The organism is Bacillus sp. SD127 (assembly GCF_058566445.1).
Genome location: NZ_CP191226.1, coordinates 3539280 through 3562076 on the forward strand (window position 1 = coordinate 3539280; position 22797 = coordinate 3562076).

A 22797-nucleotide genomic window follows, 5' to 3' on the forward strand; every position below is an offset into this window, starting at 1 on the left:
GATCATCACCTCGTATTTTATTCTAGACCATTCAGTCCGAAAAATGCGTCAAAGGGCTAAGCACCCTTTATCAAAAAAAGTCAATCAAGGACAGATAAACTCACTTCAACATAATCCTGAAGCTGGTTAAAATCAGCAGAAACCTTAGCGATAAACGTCAGAGACAGCCTGCTCTGGTTTAAATAACGGGCAAGCGCCGATATATCAAGATGTTCCTTCAATTCTCCTTCAGCCTGTGCCCTTCTCAGTGCCTGATAAAAGGCCGCCTCAAGCTGTTTCGTCTGCCCTTCAAAGTACCGGGCAAGGGCCGAATCATGCGGGATTTGTTCAATAGCGCTGTTGATGATAAAACACGCCTTTGAACGTTCAGGATCTTTCAGGACATTCACACCCTCCTGAAAAATATCACGAATGGCTTCCTTGACAGAGCCCGGTGCCTCAAGCCTTTCCACAACAGCCGCGTTTTTTCCCTCAAGATACGTTTTCACAGCGGACAAAAACAGATCCCGCTTCGTTCCATACGTATCGTACAAACTCTGGCGCGCAATGCCTAAATGAGAGAGCAGCTCCTGAAGAGACGTGCCTTCGTAGCCATACTCTCCAAAAACCTCTATCGCTCTGCGTAAAACAAGCGCGGTATCGAATTCTTTATTCCTACCCAAACGAATATCACCTCCTGCAAGAAGATATTACCTTTTCCAGACTGAACAGTCAAGAAAAAACAAAAACAAAAAAACACCCTTGATCAGCAAGAGTGTCCGTTCTCCACGCTTTTTATTTATGGCCGTCTTTTCCCCAGTGCCCCATTTGGTGGTGATGGTGCCCGTAGTTACCATCATGATGATGCCCATAATTTCCGTCCTCATGATGCCCGTAATTTCCGTCCTCATGATGCCCATAATTTCCATCCTGATGATGTCCATAATTTCCATCCTGATGGTGTCCGTAATTTCCATCAGGGTAATGGTGGTGGTGTCCATCATTATCATGGTGCATTCCGTAGCTCGGATAGCCTCCGCTTGGGTAGCCGCCGAATCCTCCAGACATGCCATAACCCAGATAGCCTGCGCCTCCATAACCTGGTTGGCCCATCCCCGTATACATGCCATGGCCCGGATAGCCCGCGCCTCCGTACATGCCGAATCCCGGACCGCCTGCACCATAGCCTGGGTAAGCGCCAAAACCGGGTCCGCAGCAGAAGTGTCTTGTATCAGTCATATCCAATCTCTCCTTCACATAGGTTACAGTCCAGCGTATGAGAAGAGCTTGCAGATCGTATAGACACCCGCCTATAAACGGATAAAACAATTTCCCGGACAATAAAAAAAGCAGACCATGACAGTCTGCTCCTTTTTTATTCACCAAGATCTACGTTATGATACACCTGCTGAACGTCTTCCAAGTCCTCTAACGCGTCAATCAGCTTTTCGAACTGTTCTTTCGCTTCCTCAGGAAGTGTCACTTCACTTTGCGCAAGCATGGTCAGCTCCGCCACCGTAAATTCCTCAACGCCCGCGTTTTTAAATGCCTCCTGCACCGCATGGAATTGATCCGGCTCCGCATAGACGATCACGCTGTCATCCTCTTCTAAAATATCGCGGACATCCACATCCGCTTCCATCAGGATTTCAAGCGCTTCGTCAGCTGTTTTGCCTTCCACACCAATAACAGCCGTCGCGTCAAACATGTAAGCGACAGATCCGCTCACACCCATGTTTCCGCCATTTTTCCCGAACGCCGCACGCACTTCCGGCGCCGTACGGTTCACATTATTCGTCAGCGCATCAACGATAATCATTGATCCGTTCGGCCCGAAGCCCTCATAACGAAGCTCATCATAATTTTCTTCCGCTCCGCCCTTCGCCTTCTCGATCGCACGTTCAATGATATTTTTCGGCACGCTGTAAGTCTTCGCGCGTTCAAGCACAACTTTCAGCGCCTGATTGGATTCCGGATCAGGCTCGCCCTGCTTAGCCGCCACATAAATCTCACGGCCAAACTTTGCGTAAACCCGACTCGTATTTGCGTCCTTAGACGCCTTCTTTTCTTTAATATTGTTCCACTTACGGCCCATGATGTTCCACTCTCTTTCATATATATCAATCTAAATACTGTTATTCACTTTATCCATTATACCTCAAATGGTTTGGTTGTTTCGAGTGTCTTGCGTTAGAAATAGAAGGAAGGCGGCAGTTTAAAAGTACGAGACGACACAAACTTCCAATAAAGCAAGAAAAAAAGCCCTAACTAAGGGCTTTCTTATCCGGATCAGTCATGACATGATGAGGGGAATGATCGATATACGTCGTGTTTCGATCCGTTGATTCCTTAAAACCGCCTGACTGTGTCAAGAAAGGAACCGCAATGCTTCCGCAAATAAGGGGAACAGCAAGACACATCATCACTTTTTTCTTAATAAGCATATAAACACTCTCCTTTTTGAATATCTTCTTGCGCTTTCAGCACTTTCCGATAAAACGCAGCAGCGTGCTCAAAATGACAGCGGCTTTCAAAAACAGCGGCAGCGCTGCGGGCACATGCTTCAATGTAAGCGTGCAAGTTCTTTTTTTCGAAATAGCTTAAAAGGTCATGAATTTTGCGTTCGTCAACAATCTCTTTGTACACTGCCTGCAAGAACAGATACAATTCTTTATAAAATTTGTGGGCCCCCGCATTTGGATGGGTTGTGATATGTTCTAATCCTTCTTCTATTAGCTGAAACGCCTGCTGTTTTTGTCCAGCTTTACATAATGTCCAGCTTAACCCAAACAGTACTTTCGGCAGCAAGTCAGGGACCGTTTCTCTGCTTACTTTCTCCGCTTTTTGGAAGTGCTCAATTGCCAAATCATATCTTCCTGACCTGTCATAACTGTTGGCGATGTTCAATAAAGAGATGCCAATGAACCTGTCGTTTTGAATGTCCATTGCCAGTTCCAGCGCCTTTCTTAAATGCGGGAGGGCTTTATCATAACATCTGAAGTCATCATAATTTCCCGCTACGATAAACAAGCTTTGTATTCTTCTCATGCTATATAACGGATGATCTTGATAAATGTCTAAGGCTTGAAGGATATGATGCATCGACACATGAGTTTGTTTCATATTGTAGTATGCTTCTGCCACTTTAAAATGAAATTCCGCTTTCTCGATTTCATCTGTTACAAACGGAAGCTCCTTCTCCGCCTCACGGTAAGATCCAATCGCTTCAACATATTCTTTCTGATCAAATTCATACATGCCGCGGAAAAACAAAGAGTAGTATTTCAAAAGACCTGTGAGTTTTTTCTGAGGGGCTTCAATCGTTTCTAAAAGCTCTGTCACTGTAGGGCGATTCCCGTATGTTTGTCCCGGCTCCAAATAATCCAGCATCAGCTGGTGCCGAAAACACATCAGAGAATAATAGATCAGCAAATCCTGATCCTCTTCCATCTGCTGAATGTCCTGCTCCACTTCCGCTTTCAGAACCTCAGCATCCGGAACACTGAACTGGCGAATCATCTTGTACCATTCATTAATCTTAACACCAACACGCGATGATGGTATGGCTTGACTCAACGGCTTCCCTCCCTCTCTTTAGGATATGTCATATTCTATCAATCCCAAATTTTGAAAACAATATGAAAGGAAGAAATTGTTTTTTCATCCTGTCAATTTGTTTTCTCGGCAAAAAAAGACCCTTTATGCAAGGGTCCAATATCATTCTATTTCATTTACGCACTCACTTATTGTCAACCACAACAAAATCCTGAACTTTCACTAGTTCCTCAGGCAAATCAAACTGATAAAGCATCTTCTTGGAATGGATATCAAACACACCCACATACCCGCCAATGCCTTTTTTATGCTCTTCCTGAGCAACAACATACAGTTGACTCCCCTTAAACTTTGCATCCATATAAGGGAATTTTAAGCCGTATGTGTGAAAAGAAAAGTCCTTCCCATACTCAAGCAGGTTCGCTTCCCCCTCTTTGTCTTCGTACGTCACATAAAAACTGCCGCTTTCTTTGTCATAGTACACGGTATCAGCATATTCAAGATCATCAGGATAAGAAATATAATTTGTCTTCCATGTCCCTTTTTCAATCACAGTCAGTTCATGCTGCGAGCTTGCGACAATAAATTCCTCCGAGTCTGCGAATTTATCAGCGTATGAGGCTAAGCTCAGGGTTTCTATGATTTCCTCTGTGTTTCTGTCGATCACGTAAATAGCCATGCCTTGAATGACATAAATATTATTCTCGTCACTCGCCCCCATCGTGACAAGTGAAGGCAAGGTGAGGCTATATTCCTTTTTCGTTTTTTTGTCGTTTATATGCACGTCATTCCCCGTCGTATCAACGTTATAGGCCTTAACAGAAACATCCTTCCCCTCATACCAAAACGAAAATGGATTCGATAGCGAATGCTTTTTTATAGCATCCTTCTCCAGCGTGTAATAAAAGGACTCATGTTCCGCTAATAATACAATGTCTGTTGATGCGTAAGACTTCGTTTGGATGTACGGCACATCCGCCACCTTGAACGTGCGCCTATTAAATCTTTCGCCTGTTGAGGTTGAGAGCAGCGTGCTTTCTTTTATGAGAGGGTTGGAATAGATAAAATAGATGCGGTCTTCTTCGGGATGAATGGCGGAAGTTTTGATAGGAATATCGTTTTTACCATGTAACTGAAGATACAGAGCAAACAGGATGATGCATATCATTAACCCTAATAAACCGAATGTAATGCGTTTTTTCTTCATCAAAATGCTCCTTTAATAACTGTCTATCAATAATCATTTCGACTATGTTTACACAATCCCTCCACGAATAAAGACACATGCCAAATGACTCATTTTCCCATCAAAATATGTTCTCACAGCCATTCTCATCCTGCTCCGTGGTAAAATTTTGATATCGAGTGTAAAAAGAAGGGAAATGGTCATGAAAGTACTTGAAGCGAAAACACTGCTTTCTGAAGCGACAGACCGCGCGAAAGAGTATAAAGAACTAAGAACGCAAATGGTTAATTTAAGAAAAGCCTTAAAAAGCGTCGCTGATCTCAGTGACAGCGAATTCTCGGGAAAAGGCGCCAGCAACATCAAAGCCTTCTATCACGACCACGTCGGTGTCACCGACCAATGGATCGACTACATCGACATGAAAATCGCATTTTTCAACAGCATCGCTGGAGCCGTCGAGGATAAAGCCCTCTCTGACGCATACATCGAAGAATCCTTTCTGGAACACGAGCTGGCAAACGCCCATAAAAAATCAAAGTCCATCATGTCCGAACAGAAAAAAGCCATGAAAGACATCCTGAACGATATCAACGACATCCTCCCACTCGACCTGTTTTCAACAGAAACCTTCAAAGACGAGCTGGCCGATGCCAACGACAAACGCAAAAAAACACTGGAAAAATTGGACGCCTTAGACGAAGACCTGCAGACAGAATACGCCCTGTCAGAACCAAACGAACAATTCATCAAGTCCGACTTCCAAAAGCTCCAAGAAGCAACGGGCAAAGGCAAAAACGCCACACCCATCCACTACAACGCCAAGGCGTACCGTGAGAGTGACATACATAAGAAAAAAGGCGACATTGAAAAGCGGACTGAGGCTTACTTGAAGATTAAGAAAGAGGAAGCGAAGGAACGAGAGATTGAAAAACTGAAAGAAAGACTGAAAAACTACGATTATGCGGATGCCGATGAATTCTACAAAATGGCAAAAACGATCGGCTATGAAAATCTGACAGCAGAACAACAGAGATACTTCACCCAAATTGAAAACACGCGTGAGTTTGAAGCAGGCTTCAAAGGGGTCGCCGTCGGCCTTTACGATTCAGGAAAAGACGCGGTCACAGGCCTGTGGGATATGGTCACAGATCCGGGTGGAACCGTTGAAGCCATTACAGGAGCGGTGGCTCACCCGATCAAAACGTATGAAGCCATTTCAGCAGCAATCGAAGAATCGTATCAAAAAGACATGGTGAATGGTGACACCTACTCACGAGCAAGATGGGTGTCATATGCGGTTGGCACTGTTGTCACATCAGTTGTCGGCACAAAAGGCGTAGGCGCCGTCTCAAAAACTGGCACAGCCGCCAAAGTGACGACCAAAGTCAAAACAGCAGCAAGCAAATCAGCAACAGCCCAAAAAGCCATAACGGTCTCAAAACAAACCGTTGATCACGTCAAACAAAAAGTAAACAAAGGCATAGAAGTATCAAAAAAACACGTCAAAACCAAGTTAAATCAAATCGGAGATCTCACACTTGCAGACATTCTCCCCTATCATCCCCGTCACGATTTAGTGCCGGCAGGCGTCCCTTACAACGCAGTCAATGGGGTCACACTTAAAGAGGGACTGCAGAAATTCGCCAAGGTCATCCTGCCGAAACCGTACGGAACTTCTTCAAGCGGAAGACGAACACCAGCGCCAGTTGTGCCGCCGGTAACCGTCAAATACGGCGAGCATTATGCAAAATGGAGCAGAAAGAAAGTGCTGAAGCCTAATGTTGTCTATAAAACAAAAGAAGGCTACACGTACACCACTGACAACTATGGTAGAATTACAAGTGTCAAAGCAGACTTGCAGCTAGGAGAAGCAAAACGAAACCAATATGCACAGTCGAATGCTGGAAAGCCCCAAGACCGAAAGCCTGACGATGACGGAGGCCATTTAATCGCCACCCAATTCAAAGGCTCAGGCCAGTTTGACAATATCGTGCCGATGAATTCCCAGATTAATAGGAGCGGCGGCAGATGGTATGAAATGGAGCAAGAATGGGCAAAGGCTCTTAAAGAAGAACCTCCGCAAAAAGTTAATGTTAATATAAAAGCTATATATAAAGGTGATTCACTAAGACCAGACAAATTTATCGTTAAGTACAGAATTGGAGATGCTGATTTCGAAAAAGTAACATTAAAGAATCAATCTGGAGGTTGAGATCATGGAAACACCAAAAATGGGTGACTTGTATCAAAGAATAGCAAATCAGATAAATGAAATCATTCCCTCTGAATGGGAAAACGTATATCTTTACGCTGAAATATTAGACGACTCTTCGGAAGTATTTTTTTATTTTAATATACCGGGCGAGAATGAATTCTTATACTCACATAACATTCCAGAACATTTTAATGTAAGCGAAGATATTTATGATGATTTATTAATCGAACTTCAAGAATCATTCGAAGAATTACGCGAAGAATATAAGGAAAATAATCCAGAAACTTGGACGAACTTGACTTTGAAACTAGATAGGACAGGCCAGTTTTCTATAGATTATAATTATGAAGATGTAATTGCTTCAGAGCTAAATGGATCTCAAAGAAAGGCTGTTTGGGTGTATAAAAATCTAGGTTTAATGCCAAAAAGGAAAACGGTAAGAGACTTTTTAGAGGATTATATCAAGACTAACGAAGGAAAAATTTAAATTAATTTCTGATATGGGACAGTTATATCAACAAATAGCAGAACAGCTTAATGACATGATTCCATCTGATTGGACAAAAATCATTCTTTATGCGGAAATATTAGATGATTCATCAGAAGTTTACTTTTTCTTCAATACACCACAAAGTGAAGAGTATATCTATTCTCATGATATACCGAAACAATTCGATGTTAGTAAAAAAATATACGTGAGTTTATTAATTGAACTTCAAGAGTTATTCGAGGAGTTAAGAGAAGAATTTAAAGCAAACAACCAAGATATTTGGACCAATTTAACGCTTAAACTAGAGAATATCGATAAATTCTCAATAGACTATGATTACACCGATGTCATCGCCTCAGACTTAAACGGAACACAACGGCAAGTGGTATGGGAATATAAGAATTTAGGTATCTTGCCTGATGATAAGAAAGACAAAGAATTTGTAATAAACTACTTCAGTCTATAAATAAAAAAATATGGCTCAGCTCTTCTCTGCTGGGCTATTTTTTATAAATTTAGAGGTTCTATATGGATATGTTGATTAAAAATACAATTAATAAACTCTACTATGGTGCAGACCCTTCCAAAGGCAATTATCTATCATTATGCCAACAACCTATAACACTACCGACAGAAATAAAGTCATTTGTAAAAGAAATGAAGATACAATTTGAGAATATAAGCATGGGTGAGATATGGCCCTCCGCTGCCTTTCAGTTTGAATTTCCTAAATATGAGAAGAATGAGTTTCATGTAAACTATACCAGTAAACTTATGATTTCAAAATTGGCTCCTGTTTATTACCTGCAGCACCATTTCACAATTGAAAATGTTGATCCCGAAAGAGCAACTCCCGTGTTAGATGGTTTCAGTACACAATCTTATTCTATGCTTCAACAGAAACTAGACACAAAACTGAATCAAATCTTAAAAGAAATGCGATACAACGCTCTTAATTACCAAGAAATGAACGAAGTCATTTGCGATCTTGATATAAAAATAGAGCCTTTATTCGGTCCCCAAATCACAGTAGAACTGGCATTATTTCATGACTTGCTAGAACTTTGTCCAGACTAGATGCTGGAGGTTGATTCTTTTTGGAAAATAAATTAAATGCATTATATAGAAGCATCGCTGAAACCGTTAACGAAATGATACCAGAACCATGGGAGACATTTTTGTTCTATGCCCAGGTTTCAGAGACAGGCGGAGGGACTTACTTTTTTTATAATTCCCAAAATGAACCTAAGCATTTTAAGTACAGTCTTGAAATTCCGTTTGAATTTGATATTGACGAAAATGAATTCGATCAGTATGAGATGAAATTATTTAAACTAAGCGAAAAAATGAGAGATGTTTTCAAAGATCATGATCAAGAATTATTTTATTCCTTCACTCTTAGCCTAGAGAGATCAGGAAAATTAACTGTCAACTTTGATTATACAGATTGGTTTAAGACAGATTATAGTTTCAGTGATCAGCTTATCATCTGGAAATTTAAATATTTAGTGGAAGAACCTAAGGATCCATCATTACAAAAATTAATAAAAAAATATTTAGAAGAATATCCTGAAAATCCAATGTAATTTTTATAAGGGCATGATAATGCTGTATTAAAATAAGAAAATATCCAAGTGTCATAAACGAATTATTCTTTCAAGGGAGCATAAAAATGGATAATCCGACAAAAGTAGAGTTAATCTCTCTTGTAAAGAAATTGATGAACCCAACTTTAGATGATGAGAGAGTCAATGAATATCTTGCTTTATTAGAGAAAAATGTACCTCATCCGGCACCAAGTGATTTAATTTTCTGGAGCAATGAAGATTACACAGCGGAGCAAGTTGTAAGAATTGCTCTAAACTATATAGATGAGTAGTCTACCATACCGTTAAACAGATATAGCAACTCTAAAATGGAATAGAGATAATAAAGCTGCCACTGACTTGGAGGTTAAAAGAGATTGGAAACTAAAAGAGTGGGTACATTATATCAACAGATAGCGGAACAGATTAATGAATGATTGTAGCAGAATGGAATAAAGTTGTTCTATACTCAGAAATTTTAGATGATTCTAGAGAAGTTTACTTTTTCTTTAATACAAAAAATAGTGAAGAGTTCATTTATTCGCATGACATTCCCGCACATTAGTGAACAAATTTATGATGACTTGTTAATCGAACTTCAAGATTTATTTGATGAACTAAGGGATGAATGGAAAGCGAATAACTCAGATGTATGAACTAACCTTACACTCAAGCTAGATTACACTGGAACATTATCAATAGACTATGATTATGAAGATGTTATTGCATCTACATTAGACGACTACCAAAGACAAATAATCTGGGAATACACTAACTTGGGTATTTTCCCTTTAGACAAAGAGGATAAAGAATTTGTAAAGAACTATCTGACTCTGAGATGACGTTTTACATCTGATGCATTTATCCAGTATCCTATTTTTGATCTGATGGATTATTTTATTATGATTGGTAAGGGGTGAAAAATTGGAAAAACAAAATTTTGTATCGCTATGGATAGGGTACATTAAAAATACCTTCTCTTTAAATGATTACGTTAATCTAAAATACAATGAAGATGAAGGTGATTTTCTCCCTTCCCAATTTTTAATTGACTATGATATAGATATCGATGATTTAGATGAAGATTTTATAGAGAAAGTCGCACATGAAAAAGATTGTAATAATTTAACTTCATTAATTGGCGGCTGTTCATATGATAGTGTCATTTTACCTCGATTTGAGAACATGATAGGTACCACAATCCCTGAACAAATCAACGCTGCTGTTCTTTTATATAATTTTGAATATGATGGCATGCAGAAAGAAATAAATGCAGCCTACCATACATTTAAATTTATTGGTGCAGTATCCTATGTTTGAGTAAAATTTCAAAATAGAAAACAGAAAAAGATTTATAAATAAATGAGCAAATGGCAAAATTATCAGTAAAGATATATTCAAGTCAAGCTACTTATTTTATATTCGTCCATCTCTGCTTAATAAAGCCCTCTTAATTGAGGGCTTTAGCTATATCTCATCTAATAAATTGTAAATCCATTACCCAATAAAATATAAAAATCTCACATTTCAAAACCCGTAACTCTTTTTATGTTTATGCCAATAAGCCAATAGTTGGTTCCATGAAGCTATCCAAAAACTCTTCTGTCACACCCCGTATTTTTCTCCTTTGACACAATGAGTACAATTCTTCTACTGCTGAATAAGGGAAATATCGGACATCTAATTCTTGAAATTGTGGCCGATTCGCTTCCCTTAATACTTTGCTACGATCCTCATCAGGTGCGACGATGACATATCTTGTAGGAAATGGTGGCAGTGCATCTTGAAGTCCTTTCATTCGAGTTAGGCCACTCGTTACACCTGTGCTGTGTTCAACTTCCATGACAGCAGGCATTAACTTCCCATTTTTAAACCAAATGCAATCTATTAATTTAGCTGCATTATATGCTCCATCAAATGCTGCGATTAATCTTTCATCCCGTAACGAATTTACTACTCCAGTCATTTCACCAACCCGCTTGTTGTTATACATAATTCCTTTATCATTTTGAGCTATCCATGTACGAAATCCTAATTGTTTCCCAATCATGATTAAAGCTACTTGAATCTGTGAATGACGTCTTTTAATTTCAATATCAATTTCATTATGAACAATTCCCTCTGGTAGAATTAGCGAATCGTAAAATGCATCTGCATTTGGGATTTCCGAAATAACAATATCCGTTTCGATTTTTACCATTACCCCTAGCTCGTGAGGTTTTTCAGGGCACCACATGAGATGCTTGTGTCCGTTCTTTATACTAGAATTCGACATGGTGCTTTCAATTCGCCCTGGATAACAGTAGTAAAACTGTGGTGTATGGGCGATAAGTGCCTCCAATACCGAGCGGGTATTATAACTGCCACCTAAAACACGATCTAAGTTAATTGGTTGGTTCGGGAAAAAAGCGTTGGCGACTCTCCATATCATTTCAGCTGAAATGGATTCATCTTTAGCTGTAAGGGGTGTCCCTCCTTTACTTGGGTCATAACGTTTAACAACAATACGTCCTTCTGGCTTTGTAACACTCACTATTTTAATAAGACCTTTTGTTCTTGGATTGATATATGGGAATGTTCTATTTTTCGGCAATTGATCAATATAAGCAACAATGTCAGCTGCAGTTAATCTCATCTCTCTAGTATCCCCCTAAGAAATCCTTAATGGTTTCCGCGATTCCCAAAGATGCCAAATATGGCACTCCATTCCCAACTGTTTTAAAGGCATCAGTTAAAGAAATATCAGTCGGAATTTCAAAATTCTGTGGTAATGACTGTATGGCTAATGCTTCTGCTACTGTCAGCCTTCTAGCTTTGTACGGATGTAAATGAACTTCGTTATTCCCGTATGCAGCCGTAGGTGAAAATCTCCATCGATGAAGGCGTTTGTAGGATTTTTTCGAGTCATCCCCCTCTTCAATAACAAGAAATTTGGCTAAACCAGCCCTTGGAGTGAAAAATTGTTTGCTATTCGGATGATTGTCTACATCGTTCTTGCGGAACCAATGCTCGACCGTTAATTCATCAATAATACCTTCTGGTTTTGGTAATACTGAATCCTTCACAAATTCATTCACTATAGGCCAAGGGGAGTTTTCGATTTTTTCCATAGAGTATTTCAAATGATTCTCCCAAGGGAAAAGACCGTTTGGAAGAATGGCTTCGATATCTTCAATGTTGTAACCCACTTGATCTAATAGTTCACGTCGAAAACCAAGCAAGATAATCCGTTCCCTGTGTTGAGCTGAGCCATACTCTAGAGAATTAATTAATCTTTCCGTTGTTACGTATCCATTTGCATGTAATTTGCTTTTCATTTCTTCAAAAAACTCTCTATGCCTCTTGGTTCGCCATAATCCCTTTACATTTTCAAATAAGAAAAATGAAGGTTTATGCTGGCATATCAAATCCACATAGGTCCCTGACAGCTTTCCATTTTCTCCTTCTCTTCCTCTGTTCTTACCACCGACCGAAAAATCTGGACAAGGAGGTCCACCGATAAATCCAAAAACGCTATTTTCAGACTTAATTATGTCTATATATGCCCGTAAATGCTCTTGCTCTAGTAATTCCGTTATATCACCATTGTGATAGCCAAACCGTGGCTCTTCTATTTTAAGCATGTTTCTAGAATGTTTGTATGATTTTAAAAACGGTGTATGAATTTCGTTTACATATACTACATCGAAACCGCTATTTTCAAATCCTAGATCTAAAAAACCTGAACCTGAAAAAAACGAAAATATTGGGTAACTCATTTTATTTGCAACCTTTCTGCGTCTAATAATTGTGTTTTTTGCTATCTCGAATTATATCATATTAATACATATTTTAACGTAAAAACAAAACAGGCAGTGCCCTGTGTTCTTCAAGTAAACTGATGGCTACTTGTTTTTAAAAACTCCCTATAATGGAAGTTGTAACTTTAATTAATGCCCCGTTTATTTAAAAACATGAGTCCTAAATCTTTGTTTCTAGAATTATCTCTTGATTTGAATACACTTTCCTTTGTTCTACCTAATCATCTTATAAATTATCAAATATCTGATATATATAATTGTCTAAGTCCTCATAACCTGCTATAAAAATGACAGAGAAAAAATGGAATACTTTTGATGGCTATTACCATCAGGGGAATGTGAACACTACTACATCTTGTAAATAAAGGAATGAAGTGGTAGAAAATCTGTAATTAATATTCGCGGATATACTCATAAAGGAATAAAAGAAGGCCTCAGAAACTTCAGGGGACTTTTATTTAAAGATTACGGATACATTGGTTTCAAGTACTAACTCCTAATATTTCACACCACATAATAGAAAGAATTGAAATAAAAATAGATGGAAGCCCAGAATCGATAAAAGATTCTGGGGCCCTTCTGCTTATTCCTTTATACTCTCTATCAACACACAGCACTCCACATGATTCGTATGCGGAAACATATCAACAGGCTGCACCTCGCGCGTCGCATACCCGCCATCCTCAAGTACTCGCAGATCTCTTGCAAGCGTGCCAGGATTACAGGACACGTACACTACCCGCTTCGGTTTCATCTCCACAATCGTCCGCAGGAGGGCTTCGTCGCAGCCTTTTCTTGGCGGGTCGACAACTAGCGTGTCGGCCGTGATGCCTTCCTCATACCATTTCGGAATCACGGTTTCCGCTTCCCCAACCGCGAACTCTGCGTTTGTGATGCCGTTCAGCTCAGCGTTGCGTTTCGCATCTTCAATTGCTTCCGGCACAATCTCTACGCCGTACACTTTTTTCGCCTGCTTCGCCAAAAACAATGAAATCGTGCCGATGCCGCAATAGGCGTCAATCACCGTTTCTTCGCCTTTCAGCTCAGCATACTCAAGCGCTTTGTCGTACAGCACCTTTGTTTGCTCCGGGTTGACCTGGTAGAACGATCTGGCGGAGATGGCGAATTTGACGTCTCCGATGAGGTCGTAGATGTATTCTTCGCCCCAGATGACGTTTGTTTCGTTGCCGAAGATGACGTTTGTTTTGTTTGGGTTGATGTTTTGCACGATTGATTTGACGTGCGGGAACGCCGCTGTGATGTCTTCAATAATCTTCGCTTTGTGCGGGAAGTCATTTGTTCTTGTGATGAAGACGATCATCTTTTCGCCTGTGACGACGCCGTATCTGACCATGATGTGGCGGAGCCAGCCTTTGTGGCGTTCTTCGTTGTAGGCTTTGACACCGTAGTTTGCGCAAATGTCTTTGACGGCTTGAACAGCTTCGTCGTTTTTGGATTGCTGGATCAGGCAGGCGCTCATGTCGATGATATCATGGCTTCTTTGCTGATAGAATCCGGCGACGAGCCCGCCTTCCCGTTCTCCTACCGGCACCTGTGCTTTGTTTCTGTAGTTCCATGGGTCTTGCATGCCGAGTGTCGGGTGCACGGTGACGTTGGACAGGTCCAGCTTGCCGATCCGTTCTAAGACGTCTTTGACTTGTTTTTGTTTAAACAAGAGCTGGCCTTCGTAGGTCATGTGCTGAAGCTGGCAGCCTCCGCATTGCTTGTAAATCGGGCATGGGGCGTCCGTTCTATGCGGGCTTTCTTCCTTCAGCTCAATCAGGCGGCCGAAGGCAAAGCCTTTTTTGACACGTGTGACTTTGATTTGGGCTTTTTCTTCCGGCAGGGCGTTCGGCACGAAGATCGGGAAGCCTTGGACCTTTGCGACGCCCGCTCCTTCGTGAGTCAAATCCTCAAATGTCACGTCGTAGTATTCGTTTTTTTCTACTGGGGGTTTCATTTTCATGTATGTTCACCTCTTGTTTTAAGCGAAAGAAAAACTTGGCTCTTTAAAGCCAAGTTTTTAGTCATCCAGCTGTTCCGCTTTCTCCTTCGGCATGACAACGTGAATGTGTCGATACAGATTCACGAATTCGCCCGGCAGCATGCCGCCGTACTCGCCGTCCAGGTTCAGCTGCATCTTTTCTGATACATTGACTTTCACGCGGTTCGCTTTTGTATAAATAATGTGCTGGTCGTTGATGTGTTCGCCGCGGAGCGCCATCGATGCGACTCTGATAAATTCAGCAAGGTTTGCTTTCTTTAATATCATCAAATCAAACATGCCGTCATTCAGGCTGGAATCCGGCGCGAGTTTTTCGAACCCGCCGACGGAATTTGTCAGCGTGACCAAAAACAGCATGATTTCACCTTGAAACAGCTTGCCGTCATATTCAATCTCGACTTCTGTCGGACGAAGTGAAGGCAGCATTTCCATACCCTTTAAATAATAAGCAAGCTGGCCGAGCATCGTTTTGAGTTTGCTTGGGACGTCGTACGTCAGCTCCGTCAGGCGGCCTCCGCCGGCGATATTGATAAAATACTGGCCGTTGACCTGTCCGATGTCGATCGGGCGGGCAACGCCGTTAATCACCGTATCCGCCGCTTTTAAAATATCCTCTCGCGGAATGCCGAGCGCTCTGGCGAAGTCATTTGTTGTGCCGACAGGAATCACGCCGAGTGTCGGACGATTGTCTAATGGGGCAAGCCCGTTGACGACCTCGTTGATCGTTCCGTCTCCGCCTGCCGCAATGATCAGGTCAAACTCACGCAATGCCGCTTCCTTGGCAGCGTGCGTTGCGTCTCCCGCGCATGTTGTGGCATGGGTGGAGGTTTCATAACCGGCTTGTTCAAATTTTTGCAGGACCTGGGCAAGATGCTTTTTAAAGACCTCCCGTCCCGAAGTCGGATTGTATATTATGCGTGCACGTTTCATTATCTCATCATCCTACTTAAGAGTATCCGATCCATTTTTACACTAACAACCTTTAATTATACTATGAGTTAAAAAAATCGCAACAAAATGTACATAATCTTACAGAAGGAAACACAGAAAAGCCCCAGCATAGCTGAGGCTTTTTGTCATTTTTACTCTTCTTCTGTTCCCGGTTTTTTCTTGCGGAACTTCGCCAATACTTCGTATACGATTGGCACGATCAAGAGCGTCAGAAGCGTCGAACTGATTAAACCGCCGATAACCGTTACGCCGAGTCCTTTTGAAATGACTTGGCTTCCGCCTTCGAAGCCGAGAGCTAATGGAATCAAGGCGCCGATTGTCGCGATGGCTGTCATCAGGATCGGACGGAGTCGTGTGGAGCCGGCTTCTAAGAGCGCTTCTCTCGTAGACAGTCCTTCCGCTTCCTTATGAATCACGCGGTCAATTAAGACAATGGCGTTTGTAACAACGATACCGATTAGCATCAGCATACCGATCATCGCGTTCAGACTGATTGTCTCACCTGATACGTAAAGTCCGACCAGGGCACCGATGATTGTAAACGGCAATGAGAACAGAATCGCAAATGGCGCTAATGCTCCGCCGAATGTAATCACAAGCACGAGGTAGACGATCGCAATCGCTGCTAGCATCGCTAATCCAAGCTTCGTAAAGGAATCCGCGATATCTGCGGAAACACCGCCTGTATCGATTGTTACGTTGTCAGGCATGTCAAGCTTATCAATTTTCTTCTGTACATCAACTGATACAGCTGTCACGTTATCTGATGCAACCTCACCAGTGACATCAGCATACACTTTCCCGTCACGTTTAGACACCGTATCAGATGTTGTGCCTTCTTTTGCTTTTGCCACATCACCGATTTTGACTTCTTTGCCGGTCGCTGATGTGATCTTTTTGTTCTCTAAATCTTTGACACTCTTATACTCGTCTTTTTCGGTTTTAATGTTAACGTCAAGCTCTTTGCCGTCTTTTTTCACGGTTGTGAGCGGGTCCTGTGCTGTCTCTGACATTAGGGCCTTAGAAATTTGAGAAGCTGTTAAACCGAGTTTGCTCAGCTTTTCTTGGTCAGCCACAAATGTGTACTCATCATATGTGCTGGAAAGGCCTGAGTTTACGTTCTTCAGATCCTTTTCATCCTTCATGACCTTCTCAATGTCTTTGACAGTGTCTTTAATGTCATTTTCTGAATCGCCATACACATAGTATGTCAATTCATTGTTATTGCCTGAAGAGCTGAAGTCCTGTGACTTCCATTCTCCGCGGTCAGACTGCTTTTTGATTTCTTTCAGCACGTTGTCTTTTTCTTTATCAAAGTTCGGCGTGTCGCTGTCATATTTGATATAGAATAACGCGCCGTTTGAATCTCCACCGGCAAGCGGGCTGCCAGAGCCTAATGAATACTGAACCGTATCGACATGCTTGCGGTCAAGCAGGATTTTTTCTGCTTTTTCAGCTTCATCTTCCGCTTCTTTTTTCGTTTCACCCGGTTCAGGGCTGTATGTGATCTGCATCGTTTTTTCTTCCTCTGACGGAAGGTAGCTGGCACCGATTAACGGTACAAGGAACAAGCTTCCGAGCAGCATCAGAACGGCGATGATAGACGTGATCCATTTGTGGCTCAGCGCCCAGTTCAATACTTTTTTATAGATGTTTGCGAGTCTGCCAGGTTTGTGTTCTTTCGCTTTTACAGGCGCTCCCGTTAATGATTTTTTGAACAGGCTGTGTGCGAGCATTGGCACGAGCGTGATCGAAATCAACAGGGATGCGGCAAGCGCAAATACAATTGTTAAGGCGAAAGGAATAAACAATTCACCAATTTGTCCGCCTACCAGTGCGAGCGGCAGGAATACCGCGATCGTCACGATAGTGGATGACATGATCGGTTTAAACATTTCCTTCGTTGCTTCACGGACCAAGGCTTTTCCGCGCAGCGGTTCATCTTTCAGTCTCATGCGGCGGTAAATGTTTTCGATCACAACAATGGAGTCATCAACAACCCGTCCGATCGCTACGGTCATTGCACCGAGCGTCATGATATTCAGTGTGATATCAAGCTGCTGCAGCACGAAAAGTGCGATCAGCAATGATAATGGAATAGAAATAATTGAAATTAATGTTGATTTGATATCTCTTAAGAATAAGAGAATAATCACAATCGCAAAAATAGCACCGAAGATGGCTTTGCTTAACATTGTTTCAACTGACTGTGTGATAGGCTCTGCCATGTCGAGTGTTGCGCTGTAGTTGAAGCCTTTATGGTCTTCTTTGAACTGCTTCAGCTCATCTTTGACATTGTCGGCAACCTCTACCGTGTTGGCATCGTTTGCTTTGATGATGTTGATGCCGATGCTGTCTTTTCCATTTGTGCGAGAAATTGATTCAGCTTTTTTGACATCTTTAATCGTTGCAATGTCAGATAGCTTGACCGTCGGCACGTCTGTGCTTACGCTTTGCTGCGCCTGTGCTGCTGCCTGCGGGCTTTGAGCCGCTTGTGCGCTTTGTGCTGCTGCGGCGCTGCTGCCTGCACTAGAAGCAGATGCCGTTGGAATTCTCATATTCTTCAAATCTTTAATGGTTTCAATATCGCCGCTGACGACGACAGATTTTTCTTTATTTCCGAATGTGTACAATCCAAGCGGCGTTGTCACATCTGACCCCTGAATCACTTGCTTAACTGTATCTTCATCAAGGCCATATTCTTTCAGTTTGTCTTCTTTGAAAGAGAATTCAACCTCTTCCACCTGCTGGCCTGATACTTGGACTGAAGCAACGCCTTCTATGCCTTCAAGCTTAGAAACGAGGCTGTCCTCCACTTGTTTTGTCAGCTTTTGCAGATTATCTGAATCACTGGACACGCTCAGCGTCAGAATTGGGAAGGAGTTCAAACTGTAGCGTGAAATGTCCGGGTCTTTCGCGTCATCAGGCAGGCTGACGTTTTCTAATGCTTCAGCCGCTTCTGTTTTCGCTTTGTCCATATCTTTCTCATAATCATATTCAATCATGACCGACGATGCATTTTCATAGGACGTCGACGTAACAACGCTCACGCCGTCCAAATTCTGCACCGCTTGTTCAACCGGTTTCGTTACTTCATCAGCGACTTGGCTAGGCGTCGCTCCCGGATATGTCGTGCTGATTGTCAGGTAGGGCATGTTTACATCAGGAATGGATTCTTGCTTCATATTCATACCCGCGTACAAGCCGGCTGCCGTTACAATAATCGTCATCAGCCATACGGCGAATTTGTTTTTCAGAACGAAATTAATAACGTGATTCATCATATCCTCCATTGTGTTTTTATTGACTGACTGGTCATTCTATATAATACTAAACGGTATAACGCAACATCGTCAACTCATATACCAGAAAATTTTTCTAAATTTTTCAAGGATTAAGGGGAAGCACGTCATGAATGAGAAAAAAGAGAGAATCATAAAAACAAGCATTCGTTTATTTGCGAAAAAAGGATACGCTTCGACGACCATCCAGGAAATCGCCAGCGAATGCGGTATCTCAAAAGGCGCTTTTTATCTGCATTTCAAATCAAAAGAAGCGCTGCTATTGTCTGCCTGTGAATATTACATTGGCATGTCTATGAAAAAAATGCAACAAATAGAAGAGAATCTCGCCGGACAGCCGCCTAAGGATGTGCTGAAAAAACAAATCAGCGCCCAGTTTGAGGATTTTCGCGATCATAAGGATTTTATTGTTCTGTTGCTAACTGAAAATATCATTCCGGAAAATCAAGAAGTAAAGCAATACTTTTACAAAGTCACAGCCGAGACAGATAAGCTGTATCGGAACGCTTTGCTTGCGACTTATGGCAAGGAAACTGAGGACTACCTCTCAGACCTCTCCATCATGGCAAGAGGCATTGTGCACTCCTATATGAATGTGATGGTATTTAATGAAGAAATCAAAATTGATGCAGACAACATATCTGAATTTATCATGGAGAGACTGGATGATCTTGTACAGGGGCTAAGCCGTTCCAGCCTGAATCCGCTCATGCCAAAAGACATTTACAGCCTGGTGCCGGCGGATAAAGGCCAGATCCTTCAGGACATTCAAAAAGTGAAAGAAAACAGCGCATTGCCTGAGGACATCATCGTTTCGCTCGATGTGATCGAGGAAGAGCTGTCGCAGGAAAAGCCGCGCAAGCCGATTATCAAAGGCCTGCTGTCAAATTTGACCGGAAGTGATTTCGAAGAAGTTGAAAAGCTTCGCGCTTTAATCTCTATCTTTATTTCTATTTGATCATAAAAAAGCAGCTCTCCTCGGGACTGACCCCCGTTTTTGAGACAGGGATCAAAACACCTTTTATACAGCCAATTGCCGATAGCTTATCGGTGATTGGCTGTTTAGTTTCGTTTGAATACGAATGTTGTTATAATAATAAATGTATTCTTTGACAGTGCGTTCTACGATGGCGGTCGTGGTTCGATCAATGCTGTTAAGATAGAACGTTTCAGACTTTAGTGAGGAATGAAACGATTCGATGGAGGCATTATCAGCGGGCGTCCCTTTGCGGGACATGCTCATGGTAATGCCTTTTGTTTTAACAGCTTTCTGATACTCATAAGATGTATACACAGATCCTTGGTCACTATGTAACACGCAGTTCTGAGACAGTGTTGGCAGCTGATCAAGTGTGTTTAAGACAAAGTCTGTGTCCTGCTTATCTCCAATCGTGAAAGCAATTACTTCTCCATTGTATACATCCAATATACTGGAAAGATACAATTGTTTCTGTCCATAAGGCAAATACGTGATATCCGTTACTAGTTTTTCAAGAGGATGATCGGACTGAAAGTTCCGATCTAATATATTATCAACCACGGCATATGGCTGCCCATTCTTCTTGCGCTTTTTCACCTTAACCCGGCACTGCCACTGATTTTTCTGCATGATACGCTGAACCGTTTTATGGTTAATACGCATTTCCTTTTTTAATATAGCTGTAATTTTTCGATATCCATATCGATACTTGTGCTCTCGGCACAACGTGCCGATTTGTTTTTCCAAATGGCGCTTGGGATGATCTTTCATCAGGTTCTTCTTCCAACGATAATAAGACGCTCGTGAGATACCTAAATGAACACAGATATTCTGTACGGTCATTGTGCCGTGCAATACTTCTACAAGTTCGACTGACGTTTGGCTATCAACTTCCTTTCCAATTCGTTGTACTTTTTTAAAACTTCATTTTGTTGTCTCAGATAACGGTTCTCTGCCTGCAGTTTCTCTAATTCGGAAGAATACTCCGGACCTTTTCCGTAAGTGTATTGCTAACCAACAGGCTGTTCAAATCGATGTGTATCCCCAGCTTTATGCCATCTAACCCATGTCTGAACCTGCGTCTTATTCTTGATATTCAATTCCTGCATGATCGCTTTCATAGGCACGCCTGCCAATCTCATTTCTACAGCCTTATGTTTGACTTCAATCGGATAACTCATTCTTGTTCCCATACAAAAAACACCTCCAAGTCTTATTTCGGATAACAACTATCCGTTTTCAAACTTGAAGGTGTTTTTTATTTGTCTCATCTTATGGGGTCAGTCCCCCTCATTGCAGAGGGAGCTGCTTTTTTATTAGCGTTTTTTGATTTCTTCAAGCAGGATTTTGTTAACCATCGGCGGGTTGGCTTGTCCTTTGGACGCTTTCATAATTTGTCCGACAAGGAAGCCGATCGCGCGGTCTTTCCCGTTTTTAAAGTCTTCAATCGACTGAGGATTGTTGTCAAGCGCCTCTGTGACAAGCTTCAGAAGCACGCCTTCATCAGAAATCTGCACAAGGCCTTTTTCTTTCACAATCTTCTCAGCGTCGCCGCCTTTTTCAATTAATTCCTTGAACACTTTCTTCGCGATTTTAGAAGAAATTGTTCCTTTTTCAATCAATTGAATCATGCCGGCAAGGCCTTCCGGTGTCAGCGCAACATCAGAAAGCTCTTTTTGCTCAGCGTTCAGATAAGCTGACACTTCACCCATGAGCCAGTTTGATGCTTGTTTTGCTTCAGCGCCTTTTTGAACTGTTTCTTCGAAGAAGTCTGCCATTTCTTTTGTCAGTGTCAGAACCATCGCATCATATGCAGGCAAGCCAAGCTCATCGATATAACGCTTGCGGCGTTCATCCGGAAGCTCAGGAATGCTTGCTTTTACGCGCTGCTTCCATTCATCGTCAATGTAAAGCTCGACAAGGTCAGGCTCAGGGAAATAACGATAATCGTCAGAACCCTCTTTGACACGCATAAGAATGGTTTTCTTCGTTGCTTCATCGTAACGGCGAGTTTCCTGCTGGATCACACCGCCGGACAGAAGAACCTGCTCCTGGCGTTTTTCTTCATGCTCAAGGCCTTTTTGAACAAACGCAAAGGAGTTCAAGTTTTTCAATTCCGTTTTTGTGCCGAATTCCTCTTGGCCGATCGGACGAAGAGAGATATTGGCGTCACAGCGAAGTGAACCTTCTTCCATTTTACAGTCAGACACGCCTGTATATTGGATGATGGACTTCAGCTTTTCAAGATACGCATATGCTTCTTCCGGCGTGCGGATATCCGGCTCAGATACGATCTCGACAAGCGGCGTTCCCTGGCGGTTGAAGTCAACAAGAGAATAGCCGTCGCCTGTATGCGTCAGTTTTCCGGCATCTTCTTCAAGGTGAAGACGTGTGATGCCGATACGTTTCGTTTTTCCGCCGACTTCAATCTCGATCCAGCCGTTTTCGCCGATCGGCTTATCAAATTGAGAAATCTGATACGCTTTCGGGTTGTCCGGATAGAAATAGTTTTTGCGGTCAAACTTTGTATCCGTTGCGATTTCACAGTTCAGCGCCATTGCCGCTTTCATTGCGAATTCCACTGCTTCTTTGTTTAGTACAGGCAGGACACCCGGATACCCGAGGTCGATGACACTTGTCTGTGTATTCGCCTCCGCGCCGAATGGCGTCGGAGAGCTTGAGAAAATTTTTGAATTTGTTTTTAATTCAACGTGGACTTCAAGTCCGATTACCGTTTCAAAGTTCAATT

19 protein-coding genes and 3 pseudogenes are annotated in these 22797 nt (G+C 42.0%); 9 read left to right on the plus strand and 13 right to left on the minus strand.

What is annotated here, in order from left to right; all coding sequences use genetic code 11:
- Positions 1-80: 80 nt before the first annotated feature.
- The 6 genes from ACQVGS_RS18450 to ACQVGS_RS18475 form a co-directional block, all read right to left on the minus strand.
- Positions 81-662, minus strand: a complete 582-nt coding sequence (locus ACQVGS_RS18450) for a TetR/AcrR family transcriptional regulator (protein WP_106022454.1) — start codon at positions 660-662, stop codon at positions 81-83.
- A 112-nt stretch (positions 663-774) separates the two neighbouring features.
- Positions 775-1218 (minus strand): spore coat protein, encoded by a 444-nt coding sequence (locus ACQVGS_RS18455; RefSeq protein ID WP_491830329.1) that lies wholly within the window; start codon positions 1216-1218, stop codon positions 775-777.
- Positions 1219-1354: 136 nt separating this feature from the next.
- A complete protein-coding gene (locus tag ACQVGS_RS18460; protein WP_106022486.1) occupies positions 1355-2074 on the minus strand; it encodes a YebC/PmpR family DNA-binding transcriptional regulator in 720 nt (239 codons plus the stop codon).
- A 169-nt stretch (positions 2075-2243) separates the two neighbouring features.
- On the minus strand, positions 2244-2423 hold the full coding sequence (gene phrH, locus ACQVGS_RS18465; protein ID WP_106022485.1) for a phosphatase RapH inhibitor PhrH: 180 nt from the start codon (positions 2421-2423) through the stop codon (positions 2244-2246).
- Positions 2413-3555, minus strand: coding sequence for a response regulator aspartate phosphatase RapH (rapH, locus tag ACQVGS_RS18470; RefSeq protein WP_491830332.1), 1143 nt, complete (start codon positions 3553-3555; stop codon positions 2413-2415). The genes phrH and rapH overlap by 11 nt, the downstream gene beginning before the upstream one ends.
- Before the next feature lie 163 nt (positions 3556-3718).
- Positions 3719-4741, minus strand: a complete 1023-nt coding sequence (locus ACQVGS_RS18475; protein WP_491830334.1) for a hypothetical protein — start codon at positions 4739-4741, stop codon at positions 3719-3721.
- A 181-nt stretch (positions 4742-4922) separates the two neighbouring features.
- Here ACQVGS_RS18475 and ACQVGS_RS18480 point away from each other — a divergent pair, with 181 nt between their 5' ends.
- From ACQVGS_RS18480 to ACQVGS_RS18515, 8 genes and pseudogenes are all read left to right on the plus strand, one after another.
- On the plus strand, positions 4923-6932 hold the full coding sequence (locus tag ACQVGS_RS18480) for a T7SS effector LXG polymorphic toxin (protein ID WP_491830336.1): 2010 nt from the start codon (positions 4923-4925) through the stop codon (positions 6930-6932).
- A 4-nt stretch (positions 6933-6936) separates the two neighbouring features.
- Complete coding sequence (gene yezG / locus ACQVGS_RS18485; RefSeq protein ID WP_127695773.1) at positions 6937-7422, plus strand: LXG family T7SS effector immunity protein YezG; 486 nt, start codon at positions 6937-6939, stop codon at positions 7420-7422.
- Between the two features lie 13 nt (positions 7423-7435).
- Positions 7436-7891, plus strand: a complete 456-nt coding sequence (locus tag ACQVGS_RS18490; RefSeq protein WP_188323598.1) for an antitoxin YezG family protein — start codon at positions 7436-7438, stop codon at positions 7889-7891.
- Positions 7892-7953: 62 nt separating this feature from the next.
- Entirely contained in the window at positions 7954-8502 is a 549-nt protein-coding gene (locus tag ACQVGS_RS18495) for a hypothetical protein (protein ID WP_223203909.1), read from the plus strand.
- A 20-nt stretch (positions 8503-8522) separates the two neighbouring features.
- Positions 8523-9011, plus strand: a complete 489-nt coding sequence (locus ACQVGS_RS18500) for an immunity protein YezG family protein (RefSeq protein WP_491830338.1) — start codon at positions 8523-8525, stop codon at positions 9009-9011.
- An 86-nt stretch (positions 9012-9097) separates the two neighbouring features.
- Positions 9098-9304, plus strand: coding sequence for a bacteriocin immunity protein (locus ACQVGS_RS18505; protein WP_326253741.1), 207 nt, complete (start codon positions 9098-9100; stop codon positions 9302-9304).
- 84 nt (positions 9305-9388) lie between these two features.
- Positions 9389-9853: pseudogene (locus ACQVGS_RS18510) on the plus strand (antitoxin YezG family protein).
- Positions 9854-9935: 82 nt separating this feature from the next.
- Positions 9936-10331, plus strand: coding sequence for an immunity 22 family protein (locus ACQVGS_RS18515; protein ID WP_268507577.1), 396 nt, complete (start codon positions 9936-9938; stop codon positions 10329-10331).
- A gap of 232 nt (positions 10332-10563) precedes the next feature.
- Here ACQVGS_RS18515 and ACQVGS_RS18520 read toward each other — a convergent pair whose 3' ends face one another.
- The 5 genes from ACQVGS_RS18520 to srfP all read right to left on the minus strand — a co-directional run bounded on the left by ACQVGS_RS18520 (position 10564) and on the right by srfP (position 19048).
- Positions 10564-11646, minus strand: a complete 1083-nt coding sequence (locus ACQVGS_RS18520; protein ID WP_268507576.1) for a type II restriction enzyme NmeDI-related protein — start codon at positions 11644-11646, stop codon at positions 10564-10566.
- Between the two features lie 4 nt (positions 11647-11650).
- Entirely contained in the window at positions 11651-12769 is a 1119-nt protein-coding gene (locus ACQVGS_RS18525) for a DNA cytosine methyltransferase (protein WP_400152698.1), read from the minus strand.
- Between the two features lie 625 nt (positions 12770-13394).
- Complete coding sequence (rlmD, locus tag ACQVGS_RS18530) at positions 13395-14777, minus strand: 23S rRNA (uracil(1939)-C(5))-methyltransferase RlmD (RefSeq protein WP_400152699.1); 1383 nt, start codon at positions 14775-14777, stop codon at positions 13395-13397.
- 57 nt (positions 14778-14834) lie between these two features.
- Complete coding sequence (locus tag ACQVGS_RS18535; RefSeq protein WP_010333270.1) at positions 14835-15746, minus strand: diacylglycerol kinase; 912 nt, start codon at positions 15744-15746, stop codon at positions 14835-14837.
- 152 nt (positions 15747-15898) lie between these two features.
- On the minus strand, positions 15899-19048 hold the full coding sequence (gene srfP / locus ACQVGS_RS18540; RefSeq protein ID WP_400152700.1) for a surfactin resistance protein SrfP: 3150 nt from the start codon (positions 19046-19048) through the stop codon (positions 15899-15901).
- Positions 19049-19178: 130 nt separating this feature from the next.
- On the opposite strand from srfP, the pseudogene ACQVGS_RS18545 reads away from it, so the two are divergent.
- Positions 19179-20070, plus strand: a pseudogene (locus ACQVGS_RS18545) (TetR/AcrR family transcriptional regulator).
- 20 nt (positions 20071-20090) lie between these two features.
- Here ACQVGS_RS18545 and ACQVGS_RS18550 read toward each other — a convergent pair.
- Positions 20091-21241, minus strand: a pseudogene (locus ACQVGS_RS18550) (IS3 family transposase).
- Between the two features lie 123 nt (positions 21242-21364).
- On the minus strand, positions 21365-22795 hold the full coding sequence (gene gatB / locus ACQVGS_RS18555; RefSeq protein ID WP_010333268.1) for an Asp-tRNA(Asn)/Glu-tRNA(Gln) amidotransferase subunit GatB: 1431 nt from the start codon (positions 22793-22795) through the stop codon (positions 21365-21367).
- Positions 22796-22797: the final 2 nt, after the last annotated feature.